The organism is Actinophytocola xinjiangensis (assembly GCF_001921215.1).
Classification (GTDB): domain Bacteria; phylum Actinomycetota; class Actinomycetes; order Mycobacteriales; family Pseudonocardiaceae; genus Actinophytocola; species Actinophytocola xinjiangensis.
In genome coordinates this window covers 1-23900 of record NZ_MSIF01000008.1, presented here as the reverse complement: position 1 = coordinate 23900, position 23900 = coordinate 1, and the positions used below count along the sequence as shown (strand labels likewise).

Genomic DNA, 23900 nt, shown 5'->3' with positions numbered 1-23900 from the left:
ATGTTCGACGACCTTGCCGACGCCGTGCGGGAGATGCTGCCGCGAGTGCTGGCGGCCACGGCGACTCCCGGGGTTTCGGTCGCCCTGGCCACCAGCACCGACCTTCGCGGCATGGGTGCCGGGTACGCCGACCTGGCCGGGCGGGTGCCGATGACCGGTGCCTCGTCGGCGACGGCGGGCTCGCTGAGCAAGCCGCTGGTCGGGCTGTCCCTAGCCCGGCTCGCGGAAGAGGGGCAGATCGAGGTGGACGGCCCGGTCGACCCGTTCCTCCCACCCGCCGCCCGGCCAGCCAACCCGCACGCGCGGCAGCCGATCACCGCGGGCATGCTCACCGCGCACATCGGCGGTTATCGCACGGACATCATTGATGCCCAGCTGACCCGACCAGGTCCCATCGAAGAGTATCTGGCCCGGCGGCACCAGATCGGCACCACTCCGGAGTACGGTGGCGTGTGCCCGCTCTACGGCCCGCCCGGCGAGTACGCCTACTCCAGCTTCGGCATGTCCGTCGTGGGCTGCGCCGTGGAGTGGACCACAGGGGAGAACTACGCGTCCTATGTGGACCGTACGATGCTCAAGCCACTCGGCATGGCCTCCTCTGCTCTGCCCACCGGTTCGACGGAGCGGTCCCAGTGGGACGAACTGGTCGACTGCGCCGACCACGCCACCGGGTACATGGGGTTCGGTGCGTGGTGTGTGCCATCCCCGGTCTACCACGCCGCGACCTATCCGGGCGCGGGTCTGATCACCTCCCCGCTCGACTACGCGCAGCTGCTCCAGTCCCTGCTGCGCACCGCCAAGGGAGAGGATGGCGTGGTCACCGCCGCGAGCTTCGAGGCGATGCTGCGGCCGAGGGTCACCCGGTCCAGCCCGGTCACACCGGACACCTTCGCCGGGATGGGGCTGGAGATCAGTAATCCCGAGCGCGACGGCGACCTGTGGTGGTGGGGACACTCCGCGGCCTACCCGTGGGGTTACTGGTGGGACGCGCGGGTCTATCCGCATCTCGACCTCGTCGTGGTGGCGATGGCCAACAAGTGGGACATGATGCGCCTGCACAACCCGGCCGACCGCAACGCGGCCGGCATCGTCGCCCAGTGGGCGGCCCGCTGGGCCGCCGAAGGTGTACCGCCGGTGCGCGGTGGCGCACCCGTCCACCGGCGTGCGGCGACCACGCCAGGCCCGGAGGAGTCCTCACTGATGGGTGCGGTCGCGGGCGAGCGGGCCTATGCCGCGCTGGGACTGACCGGGCGGTTCGACGATGCCACCGTGCGTGCCATGGCGCAGCGGGCCCGGCTGCACGACAACGCCTCGGTTCCTGGCCCGGACGTCGATGAGTTCGCCCAGGGTGTCGCCGAGGTGGGCGCGCTGTCGCCCGATCCGGAAGGCCTCCGCCGCTACGCCAACAGCCGAGGACCGTACGCCGCGCTCTGGGCGCTCGAATGCGGTGCGACGGCGGCGCGGTTGCCGATCCCGGCGCCCGTCTTCAGCGCACCGCACCAGTGAAGGGACGCCATGTACCTGACGCAGTCACTGCACCGGGCCAGGCAACAGCATCCGGACCGGATCGCGACAGTCTACGGTGGACGCGAGCGCGACTTCGCCACCCACGCTGACCGTGTCGCCCGGCTGGCCGGGGGACTGCGATCGCTCGGCGTCGCGCCGGGTGACCGGATCGCCATGTACGCGTTGAACTCCGACCGCTACCTCGAATACCTCATGGCCGTGCCGTGGGCGGACGCCGTGCTCGTGCCGGTGAACACCCGCTGGACGACGGCGGAGGTGGCAGGTGGTCTGAACGACTGCGCCGCGCGGGTGCTCATCGTGGACGACGCGTTCGCCGATGCTGTCCCCGCGCTGCGCAACCGGTGCCCGGGAGTCGACCATGTGGTGTACGCAGGCGACGGCCCGGTTCCCGATGGCTGCGCGGACTACGAGGCGCTGCTCGCCGGCAGTGACCCGACCCCGGATGCCCGCCGGGGCGGGGACGCTCTGGCCGCGGTGTTCTACACCGGCGGCACCACCGGCGAGGCCAAGGGCGTGATGCTCAGCCACGCCAACCTGCTCACCTCCGCGTTGGGTTGTCTGGCCGCCGGGTTCATGGCCACCCCGGGCGGGCGCTTCCTGCACGTCGCGCCGATGTTCCACCTCGGCGACCTCGCACACTGGGTCATGCAGTCCCTGGCGGACAGCACCCAGGTGACGGTTCCGGGGTTCGATCCGGTCGCGTTGCTGGCCGCGCTAACCGAGCACGGAATCACGGATCTGTTCCTGGTGCCGACCATGCTGCGCCTGGTGTTCGACCATCCGGACTTCGACCCCGCGGCGTTCGCCGCCGTGCGCCGGCTGGTGTACGCGGCCTCGCCGATGCCGCCGCGGCTGCTGGACCGGGCCTCGCGTGTGCTTCCGCATGTCGAGCTGGTTCAGGCCTACGGCATGACGGAGCTATCACCCGCGGTCACCCTGCTCGGCCCGGCCGAGCACGACGGACCGCACCGGTACTCGGCCGGCCGTGCCGCGGCGCACGCCGAGGTGCGGGTGGTCGCCGAGGACGGCACGCCGCTCCCGGTCGGCGCGGCGGGAGAGATCGTCTGCCGTGGAGGGCACGTCATGCTCGGCTACTGGGGGCGGCCCGAGCTGACCGCGGCCGCGGTGCGGGACGGCTGGATGCACACGGGCGACGCGGGCTATCTCGACGACGACGGCTACCTGTTCGTCGTCGACCGGATCAAGGACGTGATCATCAACGGCGGGGAGAACGTCTGGTCCGGTGAGGTGGAGGACGTCCTGCACGAGCACCCGCTGGTCGCCGCCTGCGCTGTGATCGGCGTGCCGGACGACACCTACGGCGAGCGGGTCCACGCCGTCGTGGTCCCGGGTGCCGCGGAGCGTCCATCGGTGACCGACCTGGACGCCCATGTGCGCGCCCACCTTGCCGGGTACAAGGCGCCCCGCGGCTACGACTTCGTCGACGAACTGCCGTTGTCCGGTGCGGGCAAGGTGCTCAAACACGAACTGCGTGCCGCCTACCGCTGACTCGGCTGCGAAACGATGCTCACTCCGCAAGCTCCGTTCGGGAAGGAGTCTCAACCATGGCGGACCGGACGGTGTTCATGTTCGCCGGCCAGGGCTCGCAGTTCTACGGCATGGGCAGGCAGATGCGGGCGGCGCACCCGGTGTTCGACCGCACGCTGCGGGAGCTGGACACGATGTTCGCCGACCTCGGCCTGCCCGGACTGCTGGACGAGCTGTACCGCACCGACCGGGAGCCGCGCACTCCGTTCGACCGCTTCCTGCACAGCCATCCGACGATCCTCATGGTCGAGCTGGGGCTGATGGACGTGCTGCTGGCCGAGGACGTCAAGCCGGACCACGTGCTCGGCACCAGCCTGGGCGAGTACGCCGCCGCGGCCGCCGCCGGGGTGCTGAACCGCGAGAACCTGGCTCGTGCGATCGCCGCCCAGGTGCGGCTGACCGAACAGTTGTGCCCGCCGGGCGGGATGCTGGCCGTTCTCGACGACGTGACCCGGTTCGATCCAGAACACCCGCGATGGCGGGGCCTGGAACTGGCGGCGGTGAACTACCCCCGGCACTTCGTGGTCTCGGGGGCACGGGAGGTGGTGGACGCCGCCGAACGCGACCTCCGCGCGGCGGCCATCGCCTGCCACCGCCTGCCGGTGCGCTTCGCGTTCCACTCCTCCGAGGTCGACGTGGTGGGCGAGCCATACCAGCGGATGATGGCCACCATCCCCCTGGAGCCACCCGACGTTCCGCTTGTCTCGTGCGCGACCGGAACGGTGATCGACAAGGTGACCCCGGAGCACATGTGGCACACGGTGCGCGGCCCGATCCGCTTCGCTGACGCGATCCGGACGTTGGAGGCTGAGCACGAAGGACTGTGCTACCTCGACCTCGGCCCGTCGCCGACACTCGCGGGGTTCGCGGCGCACTCGTTCGCTCCCGGATCCGGGGCGCGGGCACTGGCGTTGCTCGACCCCTTCGTCGCGCCAGACGTCGCACTGGCGCGGATCACGCAGCGAAACCGCCCGGCGCCCGCCGCTCGCCCACGTTCCGAGCCGGTGGCCGTGCTCTTCCCTGGGCAGGGCGCCCAGCGGAAGGGAATGGCCGGCGACCTGTTCGACGCGTTCCCCGGCCTGGTCGCGGAGGCGGACGAGGTTCTCGGCTACTCGATCGCGGAACTGTGTCGGCACGACCCGAGGGGCGAACTGAACCAGACGCGGTTCACCCAGCCCGCTCTCTTCGTCGCCAACGCACTGCACTTCCTGGTCTGGCAACGCGAGCACGGCGACGTGACGCCGTCGTACGCCGTCGGTCACAGCCTTGGTGAGTACAACGCGTTGTGGGCGGCGGGCGCCTTCGACTTCGCCACCGGTCTGCGCATGGTCCGGAAACGCGGCGAACTGATGGCCGCCGCGCCGGACGGGGCCATGGCCGCGGTCCTCGGCCTGGACGAGGACCGGGTCCGTGCCGTGCTCGCCGACCACGTGCTCTCCGGGATCGACGTGGCCAACCTCAACGGTCCCGGCCAGGTGGTGGTGTCCGGCCCCCGCCAGGCGGTGCTCGACGCCAAGGAGACATTTGGCGCCGAGGGCGCCACCGGCTACCAGGTCCTGCGGGTGAGTGGCGCCTTCCACTCCCGCCAGATGGCGGCCGCCGCCCGGGAGTTCGGCGAGTTCCTCCGGGATCTGGACCTCCAGGCTCCTCGTCTGCCGGTGATCGCCAACACCACCGGTCTGCCCTATCCCGACGGCGACATCCGCCCGATGCTCACCGGGCAGTTGGTCGGTCCGGTCCGCTGGGAACAGAGCGTGCGGTACCTGCTTGCACGCGGGGTGGCCGAACTGACAGAGATAGGGCCGGGCACGGTGCTCACCAAGCTGGTTGACCGGATTCGGACCACTGAGTCCGGTTCGGACACGGTGGTCGCCGGGTCGTCCGATCGCGCACGGGCGTTGGGCAGTCCCGGATTCCGTGCCGCGTATGGCGTCCGTTACGCCTACGCCTGCGGGTCCATGTACCGCGGCATCGCGTCGGAGGAGATGGTCGTCCGCGCCGCCAGAGCCGGACTGCTCGCCTTCTTCGGCTCCGGTGGGCTCGCCCATGACCGGGTGGACGCGGCCCTGGCCAGGATGCGCGCGGAGCTGGGCGAGCTCTGCTTCGGGGTGAACCTGCCGAGCGGCCCCGGCGCCGAGCGACTGGTCGACCTGCTCCTGGCACACGAAGTGAGCGTGGTCGAGGCGTCCGGGTACACCGACGTCGGCCCGGCACTCGCGCGCTACCGGCTGCGCGGACTGGCCAGGGGACACGGTGGAAAGGTGGTTGCACGGCACCGGATTCTGGCCAAGGTCACCCGCCCCGAGGCGATCGCCGCGTTCCTGGCGCCCGTGCCCGAGAAGCTGGTACGCGCGCTGCGCGCCGCCGGGGCGATCAGCGCGGAGCAGGCCGAACTCGCCGCCCACCTCCCCGCCGCCGACGACATCTGCGTCGAGGCGGACTCTGGCGGGCACACCGACCGCGGCTCGCTCACGGTGCTGCTGCCCACGGCGCTGCGCCTGCGGGCGCGCTCCCCGGCCCACGGGGTGCGGATCGGTGCCGCCGGCGGACTCGGCACCCCCGAAGCGGTCGCCGCCGCGTTCCTGCTCGGCGCGGATTTCGTGCTCACCGGCTCGGTGAACCTCTGCACCGAGGAATCGGGCCTCAGTGCCACGGCAAAGGGGATGCTGGAGCGAATCACCATCGACGACACCGAGCATGTCCCGAGCGCTGGCGGGTTCGAGAGCGGCGGCCAGGCGCAGGTGTTGCGGCATGGTGTCTTCTTCCCGGCCAGGGCGCGCAAACTGCTCGAGCTGTACCACACACACCGATCGTTGGACGAACTCGACGAGCGCACCCGCACCGTGCTCGAGCAGCGTTGGTTTCGCCGCACGCTCGAGCAGATCTGGCAGGATACCCGCGCGTACCTTGCCGAGCGTGAGCCGGAGCGGGCCCGGCGCGCCGAAACCGACGAGCACCACCGGATGGCGCTGGTGTTCCGCTGGTACCTCGCGCACAGCCAGCGTCTCGCGATCGAGGGTGACGAGGAACGCCGCGTCGACTTCCAGATCCACTGTGGACCGGCGCTCGGCGCGTTCAACCACTGGGCCGCCGGCCTCGACCTGGTGCGGTGGTCCGACAGGCACGTCGACGATATCGCGCGGCGGCTGATGACCGGCGCCGCCGACCACCTCTCCCGCCACGCAGGAGTGATCCCATGAGCGAGAAGGCCGCACACCCGAGGATCGCGGTCGTCGGGATCGGCTGCCGGCTGCCCGGGGCACGCGACCACCACGAGTTCCTCGCCAACCTCGTCGACGGAGTCGACTCGGTCCGCGAGGTCCCCGCCGACCGGTGGGACACGTCCGCGCTCTACGACCCGGACCGCGGCGCGGCGAACCGCTCGATCAGCAAGTGGTGCGGCGTGGTCGACCGCCCCTACGATTTCGACCACGAGTTCTTCGGGATCTCCCCGCGCGAGGCCCGGTTGCTGGATCCCATGCAGCGCCTGCTGATGGAGGTCACCCAGCAGTGCGTGGAGGACGCGGGTATCACGGCCGCCACCCTCGGCGCCGGTCGCACCTGCGTCTACGTCGGCAACATGGAGCGCGACCACATGGCCGAGCTGACCGGCCCAGAGCACGACGTGGAGAGCCACTCGGTGCTCGGCGTCTACGACTGCCTGCTGGCCAACCGGCTCTCCCAGACCTTCGGGCTGAGCGGCGCCAGCGTCGCCGTGGACGCTGCCTGCGCCTCCTCGCTGGTCGCCGTGCACCTCGGCGTGCAGGCCCTGACCACCGGTGAGGCCGACTACGTGCTCGCGGGCGGGGTGAACCTGAACCTGCACTGGTGGAAGTACGTCGGGTTCTCCAAAGCCCGGATGCTCAGCCCCACCGGACGCTGCCGCACGTTCGACCGGGACGCCGACGGGTTCGTGCCCGGCGACGGGGTGGGCATGGTGCTGTTGCGCCGGCTGGATGACGCCGTCCGCGACGCCGACCACGTCTACGGCGTGATCCGGGGTAGCGCGGTGAATCACGGGCGCAAGCGCACCACAATCACCGCACCGACAGTGGCCTCGCAGCGGGCGGTGGTCGCCGAGGCGATCGCCAGGGCGGGGGTGAGCCCGGCGGACATCACGTTCGTCGAGACCCACGGCACCGGTACCTCGCTGGGCGACCCGATCGAGGTTGAGGCGCTGCGGCAGGTGTTCGGGCCCGCTTCGCCCGACACCGGGTGGTGCACGCTCGGCGCGGTCAAGTCCAACATCGGACACCTGGAGGGCGCGGCAGGCATCGCGGGCCTCATCAAGGTGCTGATGATGATGTCCGAGCGGCGGATCGTCCCGAACCTCCACCTGCGCGACCTCAACCCCCTGATCGAGCTGGCCGACTCCCCGTTCCGCCTCGCCCTGTCCAATATGGACTGGGAGTCGCGCTCCCCGGGTGCGCCGAGGCTCGCCGGGGTCAGCTCGTTCGGCTTCGGCGGGGTGAACGCGCACCTCGTCGTCGAGGAGCATGTCGCACCGGAGCGCCGTCCCCCGGACGCCCGGCCATGGCCGTTCCTGCTTTCCGCGGCGTCGGAGCAGTCCCTGCGGAAGCTCGTCGCGCGCTGGCGGCACACCCTGCCGGACGCCACCGCGGGCGACGTGTGCGCCACCCTGGCGGTGGGGCGTGACCACCTGCCACACCGACTCGGCGGGGTGGTCACCGATCTGGCGGACATTCCCGCGCTACTGGCGTTCGCGACACCCACGGCCGCCCAGGACCGTCCGTGGGCGTTGCGGGTCGGGCTGATGGAGCCGCCAGAGAACGTCGACGGGTTTCTTGACGAGTTCGTTTCGGTGCTCGACCCCGATACGGCCGAGGTACTGCGGTCCGCGGTCGGCGAGCCACGGCGGCGATGCGCCTACACGACCGCCGTCGTCTCGGCCCTGCTGCGGTTCGGCCTGAATCCAGCCGTTGTCGTGCCCGACGGGGCGGGGGTGTGGCCAGCGCTCGCCGCACTGGGGATGCTGGACCCCGGGACCGCGGCAGGCCTTTCCTCGGGCGAACCAGGGCGGCATCAGGAGTTGGGTGCGCCCTCCGCGCCACTGGCCGTGCCCGGCACCGACCGCGTGGTGACCCCGTATCGGGTGGATGCGGCCTACCTGGACCGCCTTCGCGGCGCTACGGCCGACCGGGCCGGACTGACCGGCCTGGTCGAGCTGGCGCGCAAACTGGACACGCAACGAACGTTCCAGAGCAACCTGGCTGACTGGCGCCGGGCGTTGCGGGAACGCGGCCGTGCCGACGACCTGTCCTCGGACCCCGACTTCATGGCCGACCCGCTCGCGGTGGCCCTGGCCCTGCAGAACGCGCTGGACCGGCTCAACCGCAAGTGGGACCTGCCGCTAGCCAGGCACCTGTTGGACGAACGTGCGGTCGAACTGTCGGATCTGTTGCTGGACGGCGTGGTCGATCCGGGCGACCTGCTCGACCTGACCGCCGGTGCCCCGGTCGCTCCCCGCCATCCCGGCCGAGTCGAACTCGCCGACCGGGGTCGGTACCCGATTCTGCGCCGCGTCGGTCGTCTGCCCGACGACCTCGCGGACGTCGGCGCGTGGGCCCGGCTCGCGCGGTCCACCGAGGAGACCACGGTCATGCCGGAGGGGCACACCGTCGTGGTGGTGGGTGACGTCCCTGTCGATCCCGACGTCGATCTCGTCGTCGCCCCCTCGCTCACCGAAACACTGGTGCGGCTGTGGCGTCATGGGGTGGACGTGCGCTGGCAGGCACACCCGGTCGCCGGTGCCGGGGCCAGGACCCCACTTCCCACGACGGAGTTCAACGGCGTGGAGCACCGAATCCGGCCCGCCGATCCGACGACGCTTCTCCCCGAGAGAGGTGGCGCGGCGTCGACGAACTCCGCCCCCGACGCCGCCCCCGACTCCGCCCGCGACTCCGCCCGCGACGCCGCCCGCGACTCGGCTCACGACTCCGCCCTGGCGGAGCATGTCGTCGAGCTGCGTGCGCGGTGGGAAGCCACCGCACGAGTGCCTGTGCCCGCCACCGGCCCGGTAGTGGTGCTCTTCCCACCGGGCGCCGTCGAGGTGCGGCAGGCGGCCGAACGGCTTCCCGGACGGGTCAGGGCCGTTGACCTGGGGACGCTGCCCGCGGACGACACCGAGGCGTGGCAGAGGGCCCTCGACGAGTACGGGACACCCACCGCGGTCGTGCTCACGTGCACCGGATCCCCCGCGGACACGGTGGTCGCGGCGCTGCACGTGGCGAAGGCGTCCTACGGGCGCGGCACCCGGGTGTTCGTGGTCGGCCGGGTGGTGGACGGCCGGCCATCTCCCGAACTGGCCGCCATCGCCGGGTTCGCCAGGAGCCTGGCGCGGGAAACCGCCACCGTCCCCTTCCGTGCGATCGCGGTTCCCGACGACCTCGGCGAACAGTCCACCTGGGACGTGGTCGCGGACGAACTCGGGCGCCGGGACGGTACGGAACTCGTCCGGCACGGGCCAGGTGGCCGGCTGTCCCGCCGGTACACGCCGGCCGCGTTGGTCGCGCCGACGTCGCCGCCGCAGGGAGTCCGTCCTGGCGGCACGTACTTGCTCACCGGCGGCACCGGCGGTCTCGGCAGGATGGTGACCGCACATCTGCTCGCCGTGCCCGGGGTGCGGGTCGCCGTCGTCGGGCGGTCGGCGGATTCGGACCTGGACCAGTCAGACCGGCTCACCTACTTCCAGGCCGACGTGTCCGACCCAGCGGCGGCGCGGGACGTGATCCGCCGGGTGCGGGCACGGTTCGGCGCACTGACCGGAGTCCTGCACGCGGCCGGCGTCCTGCGGGACGGATATCTGGCGCACAAACAATCGCGGGATCTGCGGGCGGTCCTCGCGCCGAAGGTGCTCGGCGCGGTCAACCTGGACGACGCGACCCAGGACGAACCGCTGGAACTGTTCGTGCTGTTCTCGTCCATGGTCGCGGTGCTCGGCAACCCGGGACAGGCCGACTACGCGGCGGCCAACGCCTTCCTGGACCAGTTCGCCGAGGCGCGGGAGGCGCGGCGGGCCGAGGGGGAGAGGTCCGGGCGTACCCTGTCGATCGGCTGGCCGGTGTGGCGCGACGGCGGCATGGCCGTCACCGAACGAGGTGTGCTCAGCCCCGGATCAGGGGTGCTACCCATGCCCACCGCCACCGCGCTGGCTGTCCTGAACCGCCTGCTCTCGGGTGCTGCGGGCGCCCGGCCGTTGTTCCACGGCGAGCCGGACCGGGTGCCGGAACTGCTCGACCCGCAACCCGCCGGTCCCGAGGAGGAGCCGCCCGCGAGCGACCAGACCGTGGCGCCCTCGGCGGATCCGGTGCGGGTGGTCGCGTGGGCGAAGGACTACGTGGCCGGTGTCATCGGGGAACTGCGGGGGATACCCCCGGCGGACGTGGATCTTGAGATGGGCCTGGACCGGCTCGGCCTGGACTCCATCGTGATTGCCGAGTTCAACACCCGGATCGAGGCGAAGCTCGGCTCCGTCGGCGAGACGTTGCTGTTCGAAAGCCGCACGCTCGCCGCCGCCGCCGAGCGGATCGCGCGACTGCGTGCCGCGGAGCTCACCGCCCACTACGGCGAACCCGCCACATCCGCCGCGCCCTCGGCCGTCGTCGCGACGCACCCGGTTCCGGCGACGGTGGAACCCAGTGCGGTGGCCGATGACGTGGCGGACGGCGACGTGGCGATCATCGGCCTGGCCGGTCGTTATCCCGAGGCGCCCGACCTGGCTGTCTTCTGGCGCAACCTGTTGCACGGCCGGGACAGCGTGACCGAGGTCCCGTCGATCCGCTGGACCCCTGGCGCCGAGACCTACTGCCGGCGGGGCGCGTTCCTCGACGACGTCGATGCGTTCGACCCGCTGTTCTTCGGCATCTCGCCACGCGATGCGGTGTCGATGGATCCGCAGGAGCGCCTGTTCCTGCAGACCGCGTGGCATGCGTTCGAGGACGCGGGATACCCACCGCACCGCCTTGGCGACCCGGACGATCCCGGCGCCCGCGCGGTGGGCGTGTTCGTCGGCGTCACCACGCAGACCCACCTGCTGTGGGGGCCGGACCAGCAGCGGGCGGGCCACCCGGTGGTGCCGCCGTCGCCGCAGTGGTCGGTGGCCAACCGGGTGTCGTACTGGCTCGATCTTCGCGGGCCCAGCATGCCGGTGGACACGGCGTGTGCGTCCTCGCTGACAGCCGTGCATCTCGCGGTGCGCAGCATCGCTCGCGGGGAGTGCGACATGGCGCTCGTCGGTGGCGTCAACCTCTACCTTCACCCGGCGAAGTTCGACTGGTTGTGCAGCCTCCAGATGTTGTCCCGCACTGGCCGGTGCAGAACCTTCGGCGCGGACGCTGACGGGTTCGTGCCAGGCGAAGGGGTCGGCGCGGCCGTGCTGAAGCCGCTGCGCGCCGCGCTCGCGGACGGCGACGAGGTCCTCGGGGTGGTCAAGGGCACCGCGATCAACCACGGTGGCCGCACCAACGGGTACACCGTGCCCAACCCGGCCGCGCAGGCGAAGGCCGTCTCCGCCGCGCTCGCTGACGGCGGCGTGGACCCGGCGACCGTCGGCTACGTCGAGGCACACGGCACCGGCACCGCCCTCGGCGATCCGGTCGAGATCGCCGGTCTCACCCGCGCGTTCACCGGCGCGCCGTCGGGAGGGTGCGCGATCGGCTCGGTGAAGACCAACATCGGGCACCTCGAGTCGGCGGCGGGCATCGCTGGGCTGACCAAGGTGCTCCTGCAGTTTGAGCACGGCACGTTGGTGCCCACCATGCACGCCCGGAAACCCAACCCGCGCATCGACTTCGCCGCCACCCCGTTCGCCGTCCAACACGACGCGGCCGACTGGCTCGCGCCCACCGGAGGCCCCCGGCGGGCGGGAGTCAGCGCTTTCGGCGCGGGCGGCGCCAACGCGCACGTGGTCCTGCAGGAGGCCCCGCCGCTGAACACCGCCCGTGGCCCGGCGGACGGCGCGCACCTCGTCGTCGTCTCCGCACGCGATCGTGAGCGTCTGGTGGAGCACTGCGCCAACCTGTCCGCATCGATCCGGGACCGGGCGGAGGTCCTGCGGGTATCGGAGATCGCCTACCAGCTCCAGGTGCGCCGCGAACCGCAGTCCGAGCGGCTGGCGCTGCTGGCCGGTGACCCGGTGGAGCTCGCGGACCGGCTTGCCGCCTTCGCCGCGGGAGGACGGCCGGAGGGCGAGCACTGGGTCACGGTGCGGGACCGCGCCGCACGCACGGACGTGCGCGAACAGCTGCCACGGGCACTGGCCTCGCGTGACTGGGCCGCGCTGGCACGGGCGTGGGTGGCGGGCGCGGACGTGCCATGGGAGTCGTTGCACGACGTTCCGCTGCGTCACGTGCGGCTGCCCGGCTACCCGTTCGCGCGGGAGCGATACCCGTTGCCCGAGATCCCCGCCGGGGAAACCGGCGAGCACCCGTGGGTGCGTGAGCGGTCCGGAGACGGCGTCGTCGTCGAGTTCACCGGCGAGGAGCCGGAGTTGGCGCAGCACCGGGTGGCCGGGATCCCGGTCTTTCCCGCGGCGGGCTGCGTGGAGTTGATCCGGGCCGCGGCACGGCTCGACGTGGCTGCCGGGCGGGTCATCCGGCTGCGCGACAACGTGTGGTCCGCACCGGTCGCGGTGGATCGGCCCCGGACGCTGCGGGTGTCGCTGCTGGCCGGCGGCTACGAGGTGACCAGCGAAGAAGGGACGGTCCACGTCACCGGCAAGGTCGACACGGTGACCGAGGTCGACGTGCCGCCCTTGGACGTGGCGTCGGTCCGGGCCAGGTGCACCACGACCGTGACCGGGCAACGTCTCTACGAGCGCACCCGGGACCGCAGTCTCGACCTCGGGCCGTTCTACCAGGGCGTCGAACGCCTGCACTGCAACGATGACGAGGCCCTTGCCGAGTTGCGTGTGCCGGGTGGCGACCCTCGTTGTGCTCTGCACCCCGGCCTGCTCGACTCCGCCTTCCAGGCCGTGCTGTGGCTGGTCGGGCAGCGGTTCGACCGGCTGTTCCTGCCCTTCAGCATCGGCTCCGTCGAGGTGCTCGGGCCGCTGCCCGACCGCGCGGTGGCGCACGTCGAACTGCGCACGGCGGCACCCGACGGGTGCAAGGTGCGGGTGCGGCTCGCCGATGAGTCCGGTGCCGTCGTGGTACGCGTGCTCGACTTCTGGGTCCGCCCGTGGTCCGGCGACGCGACCCGGACCGGTCCGATGTGGACCGGCTTCCGTCCCGAGTGGATCGAGGAGGAACCGGGCGCGGCCGGCGGTGCCCGGTCAGTGCTGGTGCTCGCCCCCACACCCGAGGCGGGAACGCGACTGACCGGCGAACTGGCCGCGCGTGCCGGAACACCGCCGCGCTCGGCCGTCGCGGTGCCCGACCACGAAACGGACTTCGGCGCCCTGCTCCGCGATGAGGGACCGGTGGACACGGTGGTGTTCGCGTGGCCGAGATCCGAGCGGGGCGATGTGGCCGCACAGTTGGCCGACGGATTGCGGCCGCTGTTCCGCCTCGTCAGAGCGCTCCTGCGGGCCGAGGACAAGGGCCCGGTCCGCCTGGTCTGCGCCATCCCGGACCGCACGCCCGCGTACCAGGCGCTGGGGGGCCTGCTGCGCACAGTCACCCGGGAGAGTCCCCGAATCTCCCATGTCCTGGTGGCGGGTGCCGCTCCGGAGCAGATCGCGGCTGAGGCGCTCGGACCCGTCGAGGGCGCCGAGGTGCGTTACCGCGACGGCCTCCGGACCGTGCGGCGCTGGCGACGCGCGGATCCCACCCCCGCACCGCGCCAGGTGGTGCGCCGCGACGGTGTCTACCTGGTCACCGGTGGCGCCGGCGGCCTGGGCGGCCACGTCGCGCGGTGGCTTGCCGAGACCGTGGGGGCCCGAGTGATGCTCGCCGGTCGCTCGCCAGAGGACGAGCGGGTCGCCGCCGTGCGCGACCTGGTGCTGGCAGCGGGCGGGCGCGCACACTATGTCCGTGCCGACGTGTCGACCGCTGACGGCGCGCGCGAGGCGGTACGCGCGGCGCGGGCCGAGTTCGGTGCGCTGCACGGCGTTTTCCACTGCGCGGGAGTGTTGCGCGACGGGTTCCTGGCGCAACAGGATCTCCAGCGGGTGCACGAGGTCATCGCCGCGAAGGTGTTCGGCGCCGTGCACCTCGACGTGGCGGTTCGTGAACACCCGCTGGACTTCCTGTGCCTGTTCTCGTCGGTCGCCTCGGCGGTGGGCAGCGCGGGCCAGGTTGGCTACGCCTACGCGAACGCCTTTCTCGACGCCTTCGCCGAATTCCGCACCGAGCGGACCATCGCGGTCGCCTGGCCGTTGTGGGCGGACGGTGGGATGAGCGTGGACCCCGAGGTCGCCGAGTCGTTGCGGGTCACCTTCGGCCTGCGCCCGCTCGCCACCGAGACGGGCCTGGACGCCCTGTCGGTGGCACTCGGAGGCGAGGAGCGGGCGCTGTTGGTCGCTCCCGGCGATGGCGCCACGCTCGCGCGCGTACTGGCCGGACCGTCCACTGTGGCGCCTGCCGTCGCGGTACCTGGCGACTTCGGGTCTGCCGTCCGCCAGGTCCTGCGCGCCGAGATCGCGCGGATCACCGAACTCGACCCGGCACGCATCCAGAACGACCAGCCGATCGGGGACTACGGGTTCGACTCGCTGTCGTTCACCCAGCTCGCCAACCAGCTCGTGAAGCGGCTCGGCGTGGACCTCACGCCCGCGCTGTTCTTCGAACACACCACGGTGGACGAGATCACCGACCATCTCGCGGAGGCGCACGGCACGCACCTCGCGGTCCGGCTCGCGCCAGAGCACCCGGCGCCGTCCAGACCGGCCTGTGCCGCCGAACGACCCCGCCCCGCGCCGGTGGACGAGCCGATCGCGATCGTGGGGATGCACGGCATGCTGCCGGGCAGTGCCGACCTGTCCGAGTTCTGGCGCAACCTCGACGCCGGACGCGATCTGGTCACCGAGATCCCCTCGGACCGGTGGGACTGGCGTGAGTACTACGGGCCGGTGGCCGGGCCGGGCCGGACGAACAGCCGCTGGGGTGGTTTCCTACCCGAGGTCGACGTGTTCGACGCCGCGTTCTTCGGCATCTCGCCGCGCGAGGCGCAACTGATGGACCCACAACAGCGACTGTTCCTGGAAACCGCGTACAAGGCGGTGGAGGAGGCCGGTTACCGCCCGTCCGACCTGGCGAAGGGACGGACCGGGTTGTTCGTCGGCGCGGCGAGCCACGACTACTACGACCTGCTGCGCGAGGCGGGTGTGCCGGTCGAGGCGTTCACCAGCACCGGCATGTTCCACGCCATCCTCGCCAACCGGGTGTCCTACCTGCTCGACCTGACCGGACCGAGCTTCCCGATCGACACCGCCTGCTCCAGTTCGCTGGTCGCGTTGCGTGCCGCGGTCGAATCGATCCGTGCGGGCGGGTGCGACACCGCCATCGTCGGGGCGGTCAACCTGTTGCTGTCGCCGACAATCTACATCTCGTTCGCACGAGCGGGCATGCTCAGCCCGACCGGGCGGTGCCGGACCTTCGACGCGGGTGCCGACGGGTACGTGCGTGCCGAGGGCGTCGGCGCGCTGGTGCTCAAGCCGCTCGCCGCGGCGGAGCGGGACGGCGACCACGTGCACGCGGTCATCCTCGGCAGCGTGGTCAACCACGGCGGCAAGGTCAACACACTCACCACCCCCAACCCCAAGGCGCAGACGGAACTCATCGTGCGTGCCTTCGACGAGGCTGGTGTCGACCCGGCCACCGTCGGCTACTTCGAACTGCACGGGACCGGCACCGCCCTCGGTGACCCCGTCGAGGTCAACGCGGTGAAGCGGGCCATCGGTCAGATGCGTGACCGGGCCGGGGTGCCGGTGACCGAGCCCACCGTGCTGATCGGCTCGGTCAAATCGAACATCGGCCACCCCGAGGCGGTCGCGGGGCTGGCGGGGATCTTCAAGGTGGTGTTGTCCATGAAACATGGCCGCATCCCGGGAAACCTGCACCTGGGCGAACTGAACCCGCAGATCCGGCTGGCCGGCTCCCCGTTGCGCATCGTCGACCGGACCATGCCGTGGCCCCGGCCAACGGCCGCCGACGGCACCGAACAACCGCGCCGGGCCGGGGTCAGTTCGTTCGGCTTCGGCGGTGTCAACGGGCACGTGCTGTTGGAGGAACACGTCGCTGCTCCGGCGGACCCCACCCCGTCGCGGGAACAGGTCTTCGTGCTCTCCGCGCGGGACGAGGACCGGCTGCGGGACTACGCCGCCGCGCTCGCCGACGCGGTGGCGCCGACCGACCCGGTCGCATCGTCGCCCGAGCAGCCGGGTGCCGACCTGATCGCGGAGGTCGCCACCCTCCTCGGGGTGGAGCCAAGCGACGTGCCGTGGGACGAGCCGTTGGCCGACCTGGGCCTGTCCCACCGGCATGCGGTCCGGCTGGCGGATCGCATGGCCGCAGCCGGCTTGTCCGATGTGGACACGGCACTGCTGCCCACCCTGACCGTGGCACAGCTCTCGGTCAGCGGCACGGCGGCCAGGACCCAGGCACAGACCGGGCCCTGCCCGGCGGGAGACCTCGCGGATGTCGCCTACACGTTACAAGTGGGCCGGGAACCGATGCCGCACCGGCTCGCCGTGGTGACCGACTCCGCCGCAGAACTCGCTCGGGAGCTCTCGACCTTCGCCGCGACCGGTGTGCCCGGCGCGCGGACGCGCATCGGCGTCGCCGACGAACGCCGCGACCCGGTCACCACGGACGACCTGTGGGAGTCGGCCCGGCAGTGGGTCACCGGCGCCGTGCCCGACTGGACGGTGGTGGACGGCGCGCGGCGCCCACGTCGGCTGAGCCTGCCCACCTACCCGTTCGCCCGCGACCGGCACTGGATTCCGGGGTCGTCCGCCGCCGAGCCCGACCCGCTGGTGCTCGGCCCTGGCACCGAGGACGGCGACGCGACGGTCTACCGGGCAACCCTGTCCACTTCGGATCGGGTCGTCGACGAGCACCGGGTGCACGGCGTTCCGGTGCTCGCGGGCGTGGTGCAGGTCGAGCTTGCCGCCGCCGCGATGGCCGCGCACAGGCGGGCCGCGCACCGGGTGACCCGCGTGTCCTGGTTGCGCCCACTCGTCGTGCGCGGTGCGACCTGCGAAGTGCTGATCCGGCTCACCGAGCACGCGGACGGGATCGCGTACGAGATTCACGCGGCCGACGGCACCGTCTGCTCCACCGGTTTGTGGGTGCACGGTGACGGCCCGGCAGCCACGCCCGCACCGCACGACCTGGACGCCATCCGGCGCCGATGCCGGCGGGAGTACGGCCAAGCGGAGATCTATCGCCTCTTCGACGACGCCGACATCGCCTACGGCCCGGTGTTCCGCGGGCTGACGGACGCGGTCACCGGGAACGGCGAACTGCTGGCCCGGTTCACCACCGAGGTGGCCCTGCCGCAGCGGATGACCTTCCATCCGACCGCGCTGGACGCGGCGTTGCAGGCCATCACCGTGTTGACCGGGACGCGGCGGGGCACCACCCGGCTGCCGTTCGCCGTCGAGGAGATCGAACTGCTGGCACCGGTGCCCACCACGGGATTCGTCCACCTGGTCGCCGGCGGCGGGGACGGGCACGACATCACGGTGCTCGACGAGACCGGTCGTCCCTGCGTGGTGCTGCACCAGGTCACCGTGCGGCCGGAGCAGCACGGATTCTTCTACCGTCCGCACTGGCGGTTGGCCGACGCGTCCGACGCCGAACCGGTGCGCGGCCCGGTGCTGATCGCGCATTCGGCATGCTCAGCCGAACTGGCCGACGCGCTGGCCGCCCGGCACGACGGCCAGGTGCATCGGATCAGCGCGGCGGAGATCGCCGGTCCCGGTCTGCCCGCCCGCCTGCGCGGGCTCGGTGACGTGCGCCACGTGTGGTTCCTCGCGCTGGCGGGCGAAGGAGCACGGCTGCTGTTCCGGCTGATCCGCGGTCTGGTCGACGCCGACCTGGTCCAGCAGGTGCGGTCCGTGCGCTCGGTCACCTCGGGCGCGCAGGACGCACTGGGGCGACGGGTCACCGAGCCCGTGGCCGCGGGCCTGATCGGACTGACCAAGTCGCTGGCCAAGGAGTACCCACGGATCGCGGTGAGCTGCGTCGACATCGCACCCGCGGCGGCGGGTTGGGACCGCACCGCGGCTGCGCTGCTCGCCGAACCCGCGCATCAGGGCAATCGCGAGGTCGCGCTGGTGGGCGAACGCCGGCTGGTTCGCCTGTTGCGCCCGGTCCGCCTGCCGGCGCCTGCCCGGCCGGTGTTCCGGCACGGTGGCAGCTACGTGATCGTGGGTGGTGCGAGCGGCATCGGCCTCGCCCTTGCCGAACACCTCGCGGCGAACTTCTCCGCCCGGACCTTCCTCGTCGGCCGCGGCAGGCCGGGCGAACGGATCGAACAGGCGTTGCGGCGGCTGGCGGGACTGGGCGGCGCGGCCACCTACCACCAGGCGGATGTGACCGATCCCGAGGCGATGCGCGCGGTGGCGGCCAAGGCCCGCACCCATGGCCCGTTGCACGGGGTGGTGCACGCGGCGATGGTGCTGTGCGACGGGATCGTGGAACGGCTGAGCCACGAGGACTTCGAGGCGGTGCTGGCCCCGAAGGGCGAAGGCACGCGGGTGCTCGGCGAGGTCTTCGCCACCGAACCGCTGGACTTCCTGCTGGTTCTTTCTTCCGTGCAGTCGTATACCGGTGCCGCCGGACAGTCCAACTACGCCGCCGCCTCCACCGAGCAGGACGCACATGTTCGTCGCCTCGCCACGTCCCTCCCGTTCCCGGTGCAATCGGTCAACTTCGGCCCTTGGGCCAAGGTCGGTCGGGTCGCCGACCGATACGAAAGCCTCGCCGCACGCGGATACCGGCCGATCGAACCGGCGGAGGGCATCGCGGCGATCGAACAGGTGCTGGCCAGCGGCGAACGCGGGCTGGTGGCACTGCGTGCCGACCAGCCGGTGCTCGACGCGATCGGCGTCGAGGCGGTCCCGGTGACGACCGTGACCGGCTCCGTCCCGGCCCACCAGGACGACCGTGCCGAGCGGGAGGCACTGGATGACTTCATCGGCGACGCCCTCTGGCACCTCGTGGGTGAGCTGGGCCTGGTCACCCGGCCACACGAGCGGTACCGGACCGCTGATCTGATGGACCGGCTCGGTGCGCTTCCCCGGTCCCGCGGCCTTGTCGAGGAGTTGGTGCGGATCCTGGTCCGTCGCGGCCTGCTCGTACGAGACGGGCAGGAGATTCTCACCTCGGCGTCCCCCCGACCCACACGGCCCGATCCGGCGGCGCTGCGCACCCGGTTCCCGAACCTGAACGCGCGGCTGGACCTTGTGCTGCGCTGCCTCGACGCACTGCCCTCGGTGCTCACCGGTGCCCGGTCCGCTGTCGAGGTGTTGTTCCCGGGAGGCTCCTCGGCCCCGGTCGCGGCGATCTACCGGGGCGAGTCTCTGGTCGACTACTGCAATTCGCTTGTCGCGCGACAGGTTGCCCGCGCCGGACAGCACCCGAGGGTGCTGGAGATCGGCGCGGGGACGGGCAGCACCACCGAGGCCGTGCTCGCCGCCCTGGCGACGTCGGTGCGGTACGACGTCACCGACGTGTCCAGGGGCCTGCTCCAGCAGGCGCAGGCGCGGCTGGCGCGGCCGGGGGTGCGGTTCCGGGTGCTGGACATCGAACGGCCAGCGGCCGAGCAGGGGTTCGCGGGCGAGCGGTACGACGTCGTGGTGGCCGGAAACGTGCTCCACGCCACCCGCGACCTGGATGCCGCACTCGGTGAGGTGCGGGGCCTGCTCGCTCCCGGTGGGTGCGTGGTGCTGACCGAGGTGACCGTCGTCCAGCCCTTCCATACGGTCACGTTCGGCCTACTGGACGGCTGGTGGAACTTCGACGACGAGACCCGCAGACTCCCCGGCTCCCCGCTGCTGGACCCCCACATGTGGCGAGACCGCCTCGAGGCAGCCGGGTTCCGAGACGTTGCCATCCTCGGCGAACCGGCCGTCCCGGGTGTGCTGCCGCAGCGGGTGATGGTCGCGACCGTCGACCCGGACCAGGCCGCGGTTGTCCCCCATCCGTCCCAGCAGCCCCGCGAGGGCCAGATCCGTGCCATCGTGACCGAGCGGGTCGCCGGTTGCCTGGGAGTGCCGGTCGTCGACCTCCGCCCGGACACCGACCTGTCCGACGTGGGTGTGGACTCCATCGTCGCCGTGGAGCTGACCAACCAGCTCAACCAGGCGCTGGGAATCGTCATGAGGACGATCATGATCTTCGAGCGCCCCACGGTGGAAGCGCTTACCGCGTACATCGTCGAGGAGTTCGGTGACCGCCTCGCGCTTGGGCCCGCGCGGCGAGCCGGGGAGGTGCCCGCGTCGGGCGCCGGGGCGGTGGTCGCGGGGGAGGTTGAGCAGCGACCGTCACTGGGTGTCGGAGAGGCTGGGTTCCGTTCGTCGGGTTCGGCAGGTGTGGGGCAGGGTGAGCAGCGCCCGTTGTCGGGCGGGGCGCGGGATGAGTCCCCGTCGTCCAGCCTGGTGGGGGCGCGAGCGGTGCTGTTCGAGCGCCCAGGCGCCGCGCGGGACTTGAGGATCGTGCCCATTGAGCCGGTCGCGCCCGGACCGGGCGAGATCGAGATCCAGGTTCGGGCCTTCCCGATCAACTTCTCGGATTCTCTGGTGGCCAAGGGGCTCTACCCGATGATGCCGGACTTCCCCGTCACCCCCGGCGTGGAACTTTCGGGGACCGTCCGCCGCGTGGGGGAGGGGGTGCGCCGGTTCGCTCCGGGGGACGAGGTGATGGCGCTGACCCGGCCGACGATGGGCGGTCAGGCATCCGTGGTGGTCACCGGTGAGGATTTCGCCGTGGCGAAGCCGACCAACGTCAGCCATGAGGCGGCGTGCGGTTTCCTGGTCCCGTTCCTGGCCGTGTACCTGGCTTTCGAGCGGGCGGGGGTACGCCCCGGCGAGCGGGTGTTCGTCCCGGCCGCCGCCGGCACCCTCGGGCTGGTCGCGGTGCGGCTGGCCCAGCAGGCGGGCGCCAAGGTGATCGCCACCGCCGGGGGCGCGGACAAGGTCGCGCACCTGGCAGGCCTCGGCGTCCAGGACGCCATCGACCACCGTGGCCGCGACGTGGTGGGCGAGGTCCTGCGCCGCACCGGCGGCGCCGACGTCGTGATCAACTTCGTCGCGGGTGAGACCGCGGGGCAGGGCATCGACGTGCTCGCACCGGACGGCCGGTACGTCGAGCTGGCGGTTCTCGGTCTCCAGTCGTCGTCCGGCCCGGATCTGTCGCGGCTGGTGAACAACCAGAGCTTCCACAGCCTCAACACCAAGAAGTTCTTCCTGCGGCACCCGGAGCGCCGCGAGGAGTTGTTGCGTACCGCCGCCGAGCACCTGGCGGCCGGCGGGTTCGCGTCGGCGCCCGCGCACGTCCTGCCGTTCGCCCGCGTCACCGAGGCGTATGCGATCAAGGAGGACCGTGGTCTCGTCGGGCGCGTGGTGGTCACGATGGCGGGGCACGACGAGTCCGTCGGCCGGCGGCTGCGAGAACTGCTCGTTCGCGAGTTCGGCGAGCACGCGGCGCTCGCCGACGCCGAGATCGAGCGGTTGACCGACCGACTCGATGGGAAGTGACCAGGCCATGACCACACCGGCCAGCCCAGTCCGGCTCGACGCCGGCTTCCTCGACAACCCGTACCAGGTCTACGCGGTGCTGCGCAGCCAATCACCGGTTTGTGTCGCCGAGATTCCCGGTGGCGAGCGGTTGTGGCTGGTGACCCGCTATGAGGATGTCCGTGCCGCGCTCACCCATCCGGCCATCAGCAAGGACTCCGACGAGATCATCCGCGTCGCGCGGTCGAAGGGGATGGGCGACCCGCTGGGCAAGAGCCTGCGAAACCACATGCTCAACGCGGACCCACCGGACCACACGCGCCTGCGCAAGCTGGTTTCGCAGGCGTTCACCAGCCGAGTGGTCGAGCGGCTGCGGCCTCGGATCACCGAGATCGCCGACGACCTGATCGGGGCGATGTCCATTCGGGACGAGGTCGATCTGCTCGCCGACTTCGCCTATCCGCTCCCGTTGACGGTGATCTGTGAACTGCTCGGCGTAGCGCCGGACGATCGGGACGACTTCCGTGCGTGGAGCCATGCCATCACCGGCGGTGCTGGCGGCTACCGCGCGTTGCGGACCGCCGCGGCGGCGATGGAGAAGTACCTTATCGCCTCGGTGGCGGAGAAACGGGGCCGGCCACGCGAGGATCTGCTGAGTCTGCTCGTGCACGCTCGTGACGGCGCCGACGTCCTGAGCGAGAACGAACTCGTCTCGACCGCGTTCCTTCTGTTGTTCGCCGGGCACGAGACGACCGTGAACCTGATCGGCAGCGGCATGCTGGCCCTGCTGAGAAACCCCGGGACGTTCGACGCGGTGCGCGCCGATCGGGCGCTGTTGCCGGGAGCGATCGAGGAGTTCCTGCGGTTCGAGAGCCCGGTGAACATCACCTCGTCACGCGTCACGACGCGGACCGCCCGGATCGGCGGGGTGGAGATCCCGGCCGGCGAAACCGTGGTGGTCGCGCTGGGGTCGGCGAATCGTGACGACTCACGTTTCGCCGGCCCGGACACCCTGGAGGTCACCCGGCGGGCGAACGGTCATCTCGCGTTCGGCCACGGCGTGCACTACTGCCTGGGTGCGCCGTTGGCACGCCTTGAGGCGAGGATCGCGTTCGAGGGACTGTTCGACGCCTTCCCCGCCATGACCCTCGCCGTCGACGCCGATCAGCTCGCGTGGCGCCAGAGCGCGCACATTCGCGGGCTCCGCGGTCTGCCGGTCCGGCTGCGGCCATGACGCTCAGTCCGAGGTGAGCACCTTGTTCAGCGCCGCGCCCACCTGCTCGATGGCCGCACCGCTCGCTGGTTGATCAGGGCGTGCCAGCGCCGCCATGTCGAGCAGTTCGTAGTGCGTGCAGTCCACGTGGAGCTCGGTGATGTTCCCGGTGACGAAGGGCCGCCAGATCTGTTCCGCGGGAACGATCGGGCTCTTGTCGGCCGTGGCCAGGACAAACAGAAGATCGCCGTCGAAGACCCCGCCCGCGTGCCGCGACCGGATCTCGCGATGGTAGCGCCGTGCATTCGCGACAATGGACTGCTCTTCGGTGGTCAGTACGCCGAGCGCCGCGCTCTCGCCCGGGTCACCGACCGTCAGACCCCCGATTCCCGCATCGTCGGCGTCATCCCGGTAGCGAAGGAACTCCTCGGGCACCGGCTTGCCCATCAGGTCGGGGTTCGGCACCAGGTCGACGTCCAGCACCGCGAGCAGTTCGACTCGCTCGCCCGATGCCTGCAGCCGCACCGCCACCGCGTGTGCCAGCACGCCACCGAACGACCAGCCGAGCAGCCGGTAGGGGCCGTGCGGACGCACTTCGCGGATTCGGCTGACGTACTCGGCGGCCACTGCCTCGAGCGAAGCCGGTCGACGCCGGTGCTTGGCCAGCGCGGGCGACTGGAGGCCGTAGATCGGGATCTCCGGGTCAAGCACCCGCATCAACCCGCTGTAGGTCCAGGCCAGGCCGCTTCCCGCGGGCAGGCAGAAAAGCGGCTCGCTGCTGCCCGACTCCCGGATCGGATACACGGGGTCGAACGCGTTCCGGACGTCCCCGATCACCAGCGAACGCGCCAACCGCGCCGGAGTCGGGGCTTCGAACACCATGCGCACCGACACGTCCATTCCTGTTGTTTCTTGGAGGCGTGTGGTGGTGCGGATGGCGAGTAGTGAGTGTCCGCCGAGGGCGAAGAAGTT

General features: G+C 71.5%; 6 protein-coding genes. 5 read left to right on the top strand and 1 reads right to left on the bottom strand.

The genetic code is table 11. From position 1 onward, the window contains the following. The 5 genes from BLA60_RS17790 to BLA60_RS17770 are packed head-to-tail and all read left to right on the top strand — an operon-like array spanning position 1 to position 22949. A complete protein-coding gene (locus tag BLA60_RS17790) occupies positions 1-1506 on the top strand; it encodes a serine hydrolase domain-containing protein (RefSeq protein ID WP_084735039.1) in 1506 nt (501 codons plus the stop codon). A gap of 9 nt (positions 1507-1515) precedes the next feature. Continuing rightward, a complete protein-coding gene (locus BLA60_RS17785; protein WP_075134040.1) occupies positions 1516-3036 on the top strand; it encodes a long-chain-fatty-acid--CoA ligase in 1521 nt (506 codons plus the stop codon). A 56-nt stretch (positions 3037-3092) separates the two neighbouring features. Continuing rightward, positions 3093-6275: an ACP S-malonyltransferase gene (fabD, locus tag BLA60_RS17780; protein ID WP_075134039.1), complete on the top strand. Its 3183-nt coding sequence runs from the start codon at positions 3093-3095 to the stop codon at positions 6273-6275. Then, complete coding sequence (locus BLA60_RS43330; RefSeq protein ID WP_075134038.1) at positions 6272-21736, top strand: SDR family NAD(P)-dependent oxidoreductase; 15465 nt, start codon at positions 6272-6274, stop codon at positions 21734-21736. Before fabD ends, BLA60_RS43330 begins: the two co-directional genes overlap by 4 nt. Positions 21737-21743: 7 nt before the next feature. Beyond that, complete coding sequence (locus tag BLA60_RS17770; RefSeq protein ID WP_075134231.1) at positions 21744-22949, top strand: cytochrome P450 family protein; 1206 nt, start codon at positions 21744-21746, stop codon at positions 22947-22949. Positions 22950-22952: 3 nt separating this feature from the next. On the opposite strand, the gene BLA60_RS17765 is transcribed toward BLA60_RS17770, so the two are convergent. After that, on the bottom strand, positions 22953-23900 hold a 948-nt coding region (locus tag BLA60_RS17765; RefSeq protein ID WP_245812036.1), incomplete at its 5' end, for a thioesterase domain-containing protein.

Bases quoted from the DNA above. Each gene is read 5' to 3' on its own strand.
- BLA60_RS17790 (WP_084735039.1), top strand. From the start codon at position 1: ATGTTCGACGACCTTGCCGACGCCGTGCGGGAGATGCTGCCGCGAGTG.
- BLA60_RS17785 (WP_075134040.1), top strand. From the start codon at position 1,516: ATGTACCTGACGCAGTCACTGCACCGGGCCAGGCAACAGCATCCGGAC.
- BLA60_RS17770 (WP_075134231.1), top strand. From the start codon at position 21,744: ATGACCACACCGGCCAGCCCAGTCCGGCTCGACGCCGGCTTCCTCGAC.
- fabD (WP_075134039.1), top strand. From the start codon at position 3,093: ATGGCGGACCGGACGGTGTTCATGTTCGCCGGCCAGGGCTCGCAGTTC.
- BLA60_RS43330 (WP_075134038.1), top strand. From the start codon at position 6,272: ATGAGCGAGAAGGCCGCACACCCGAGGATCGCGGTCGTCGGGATCGGC.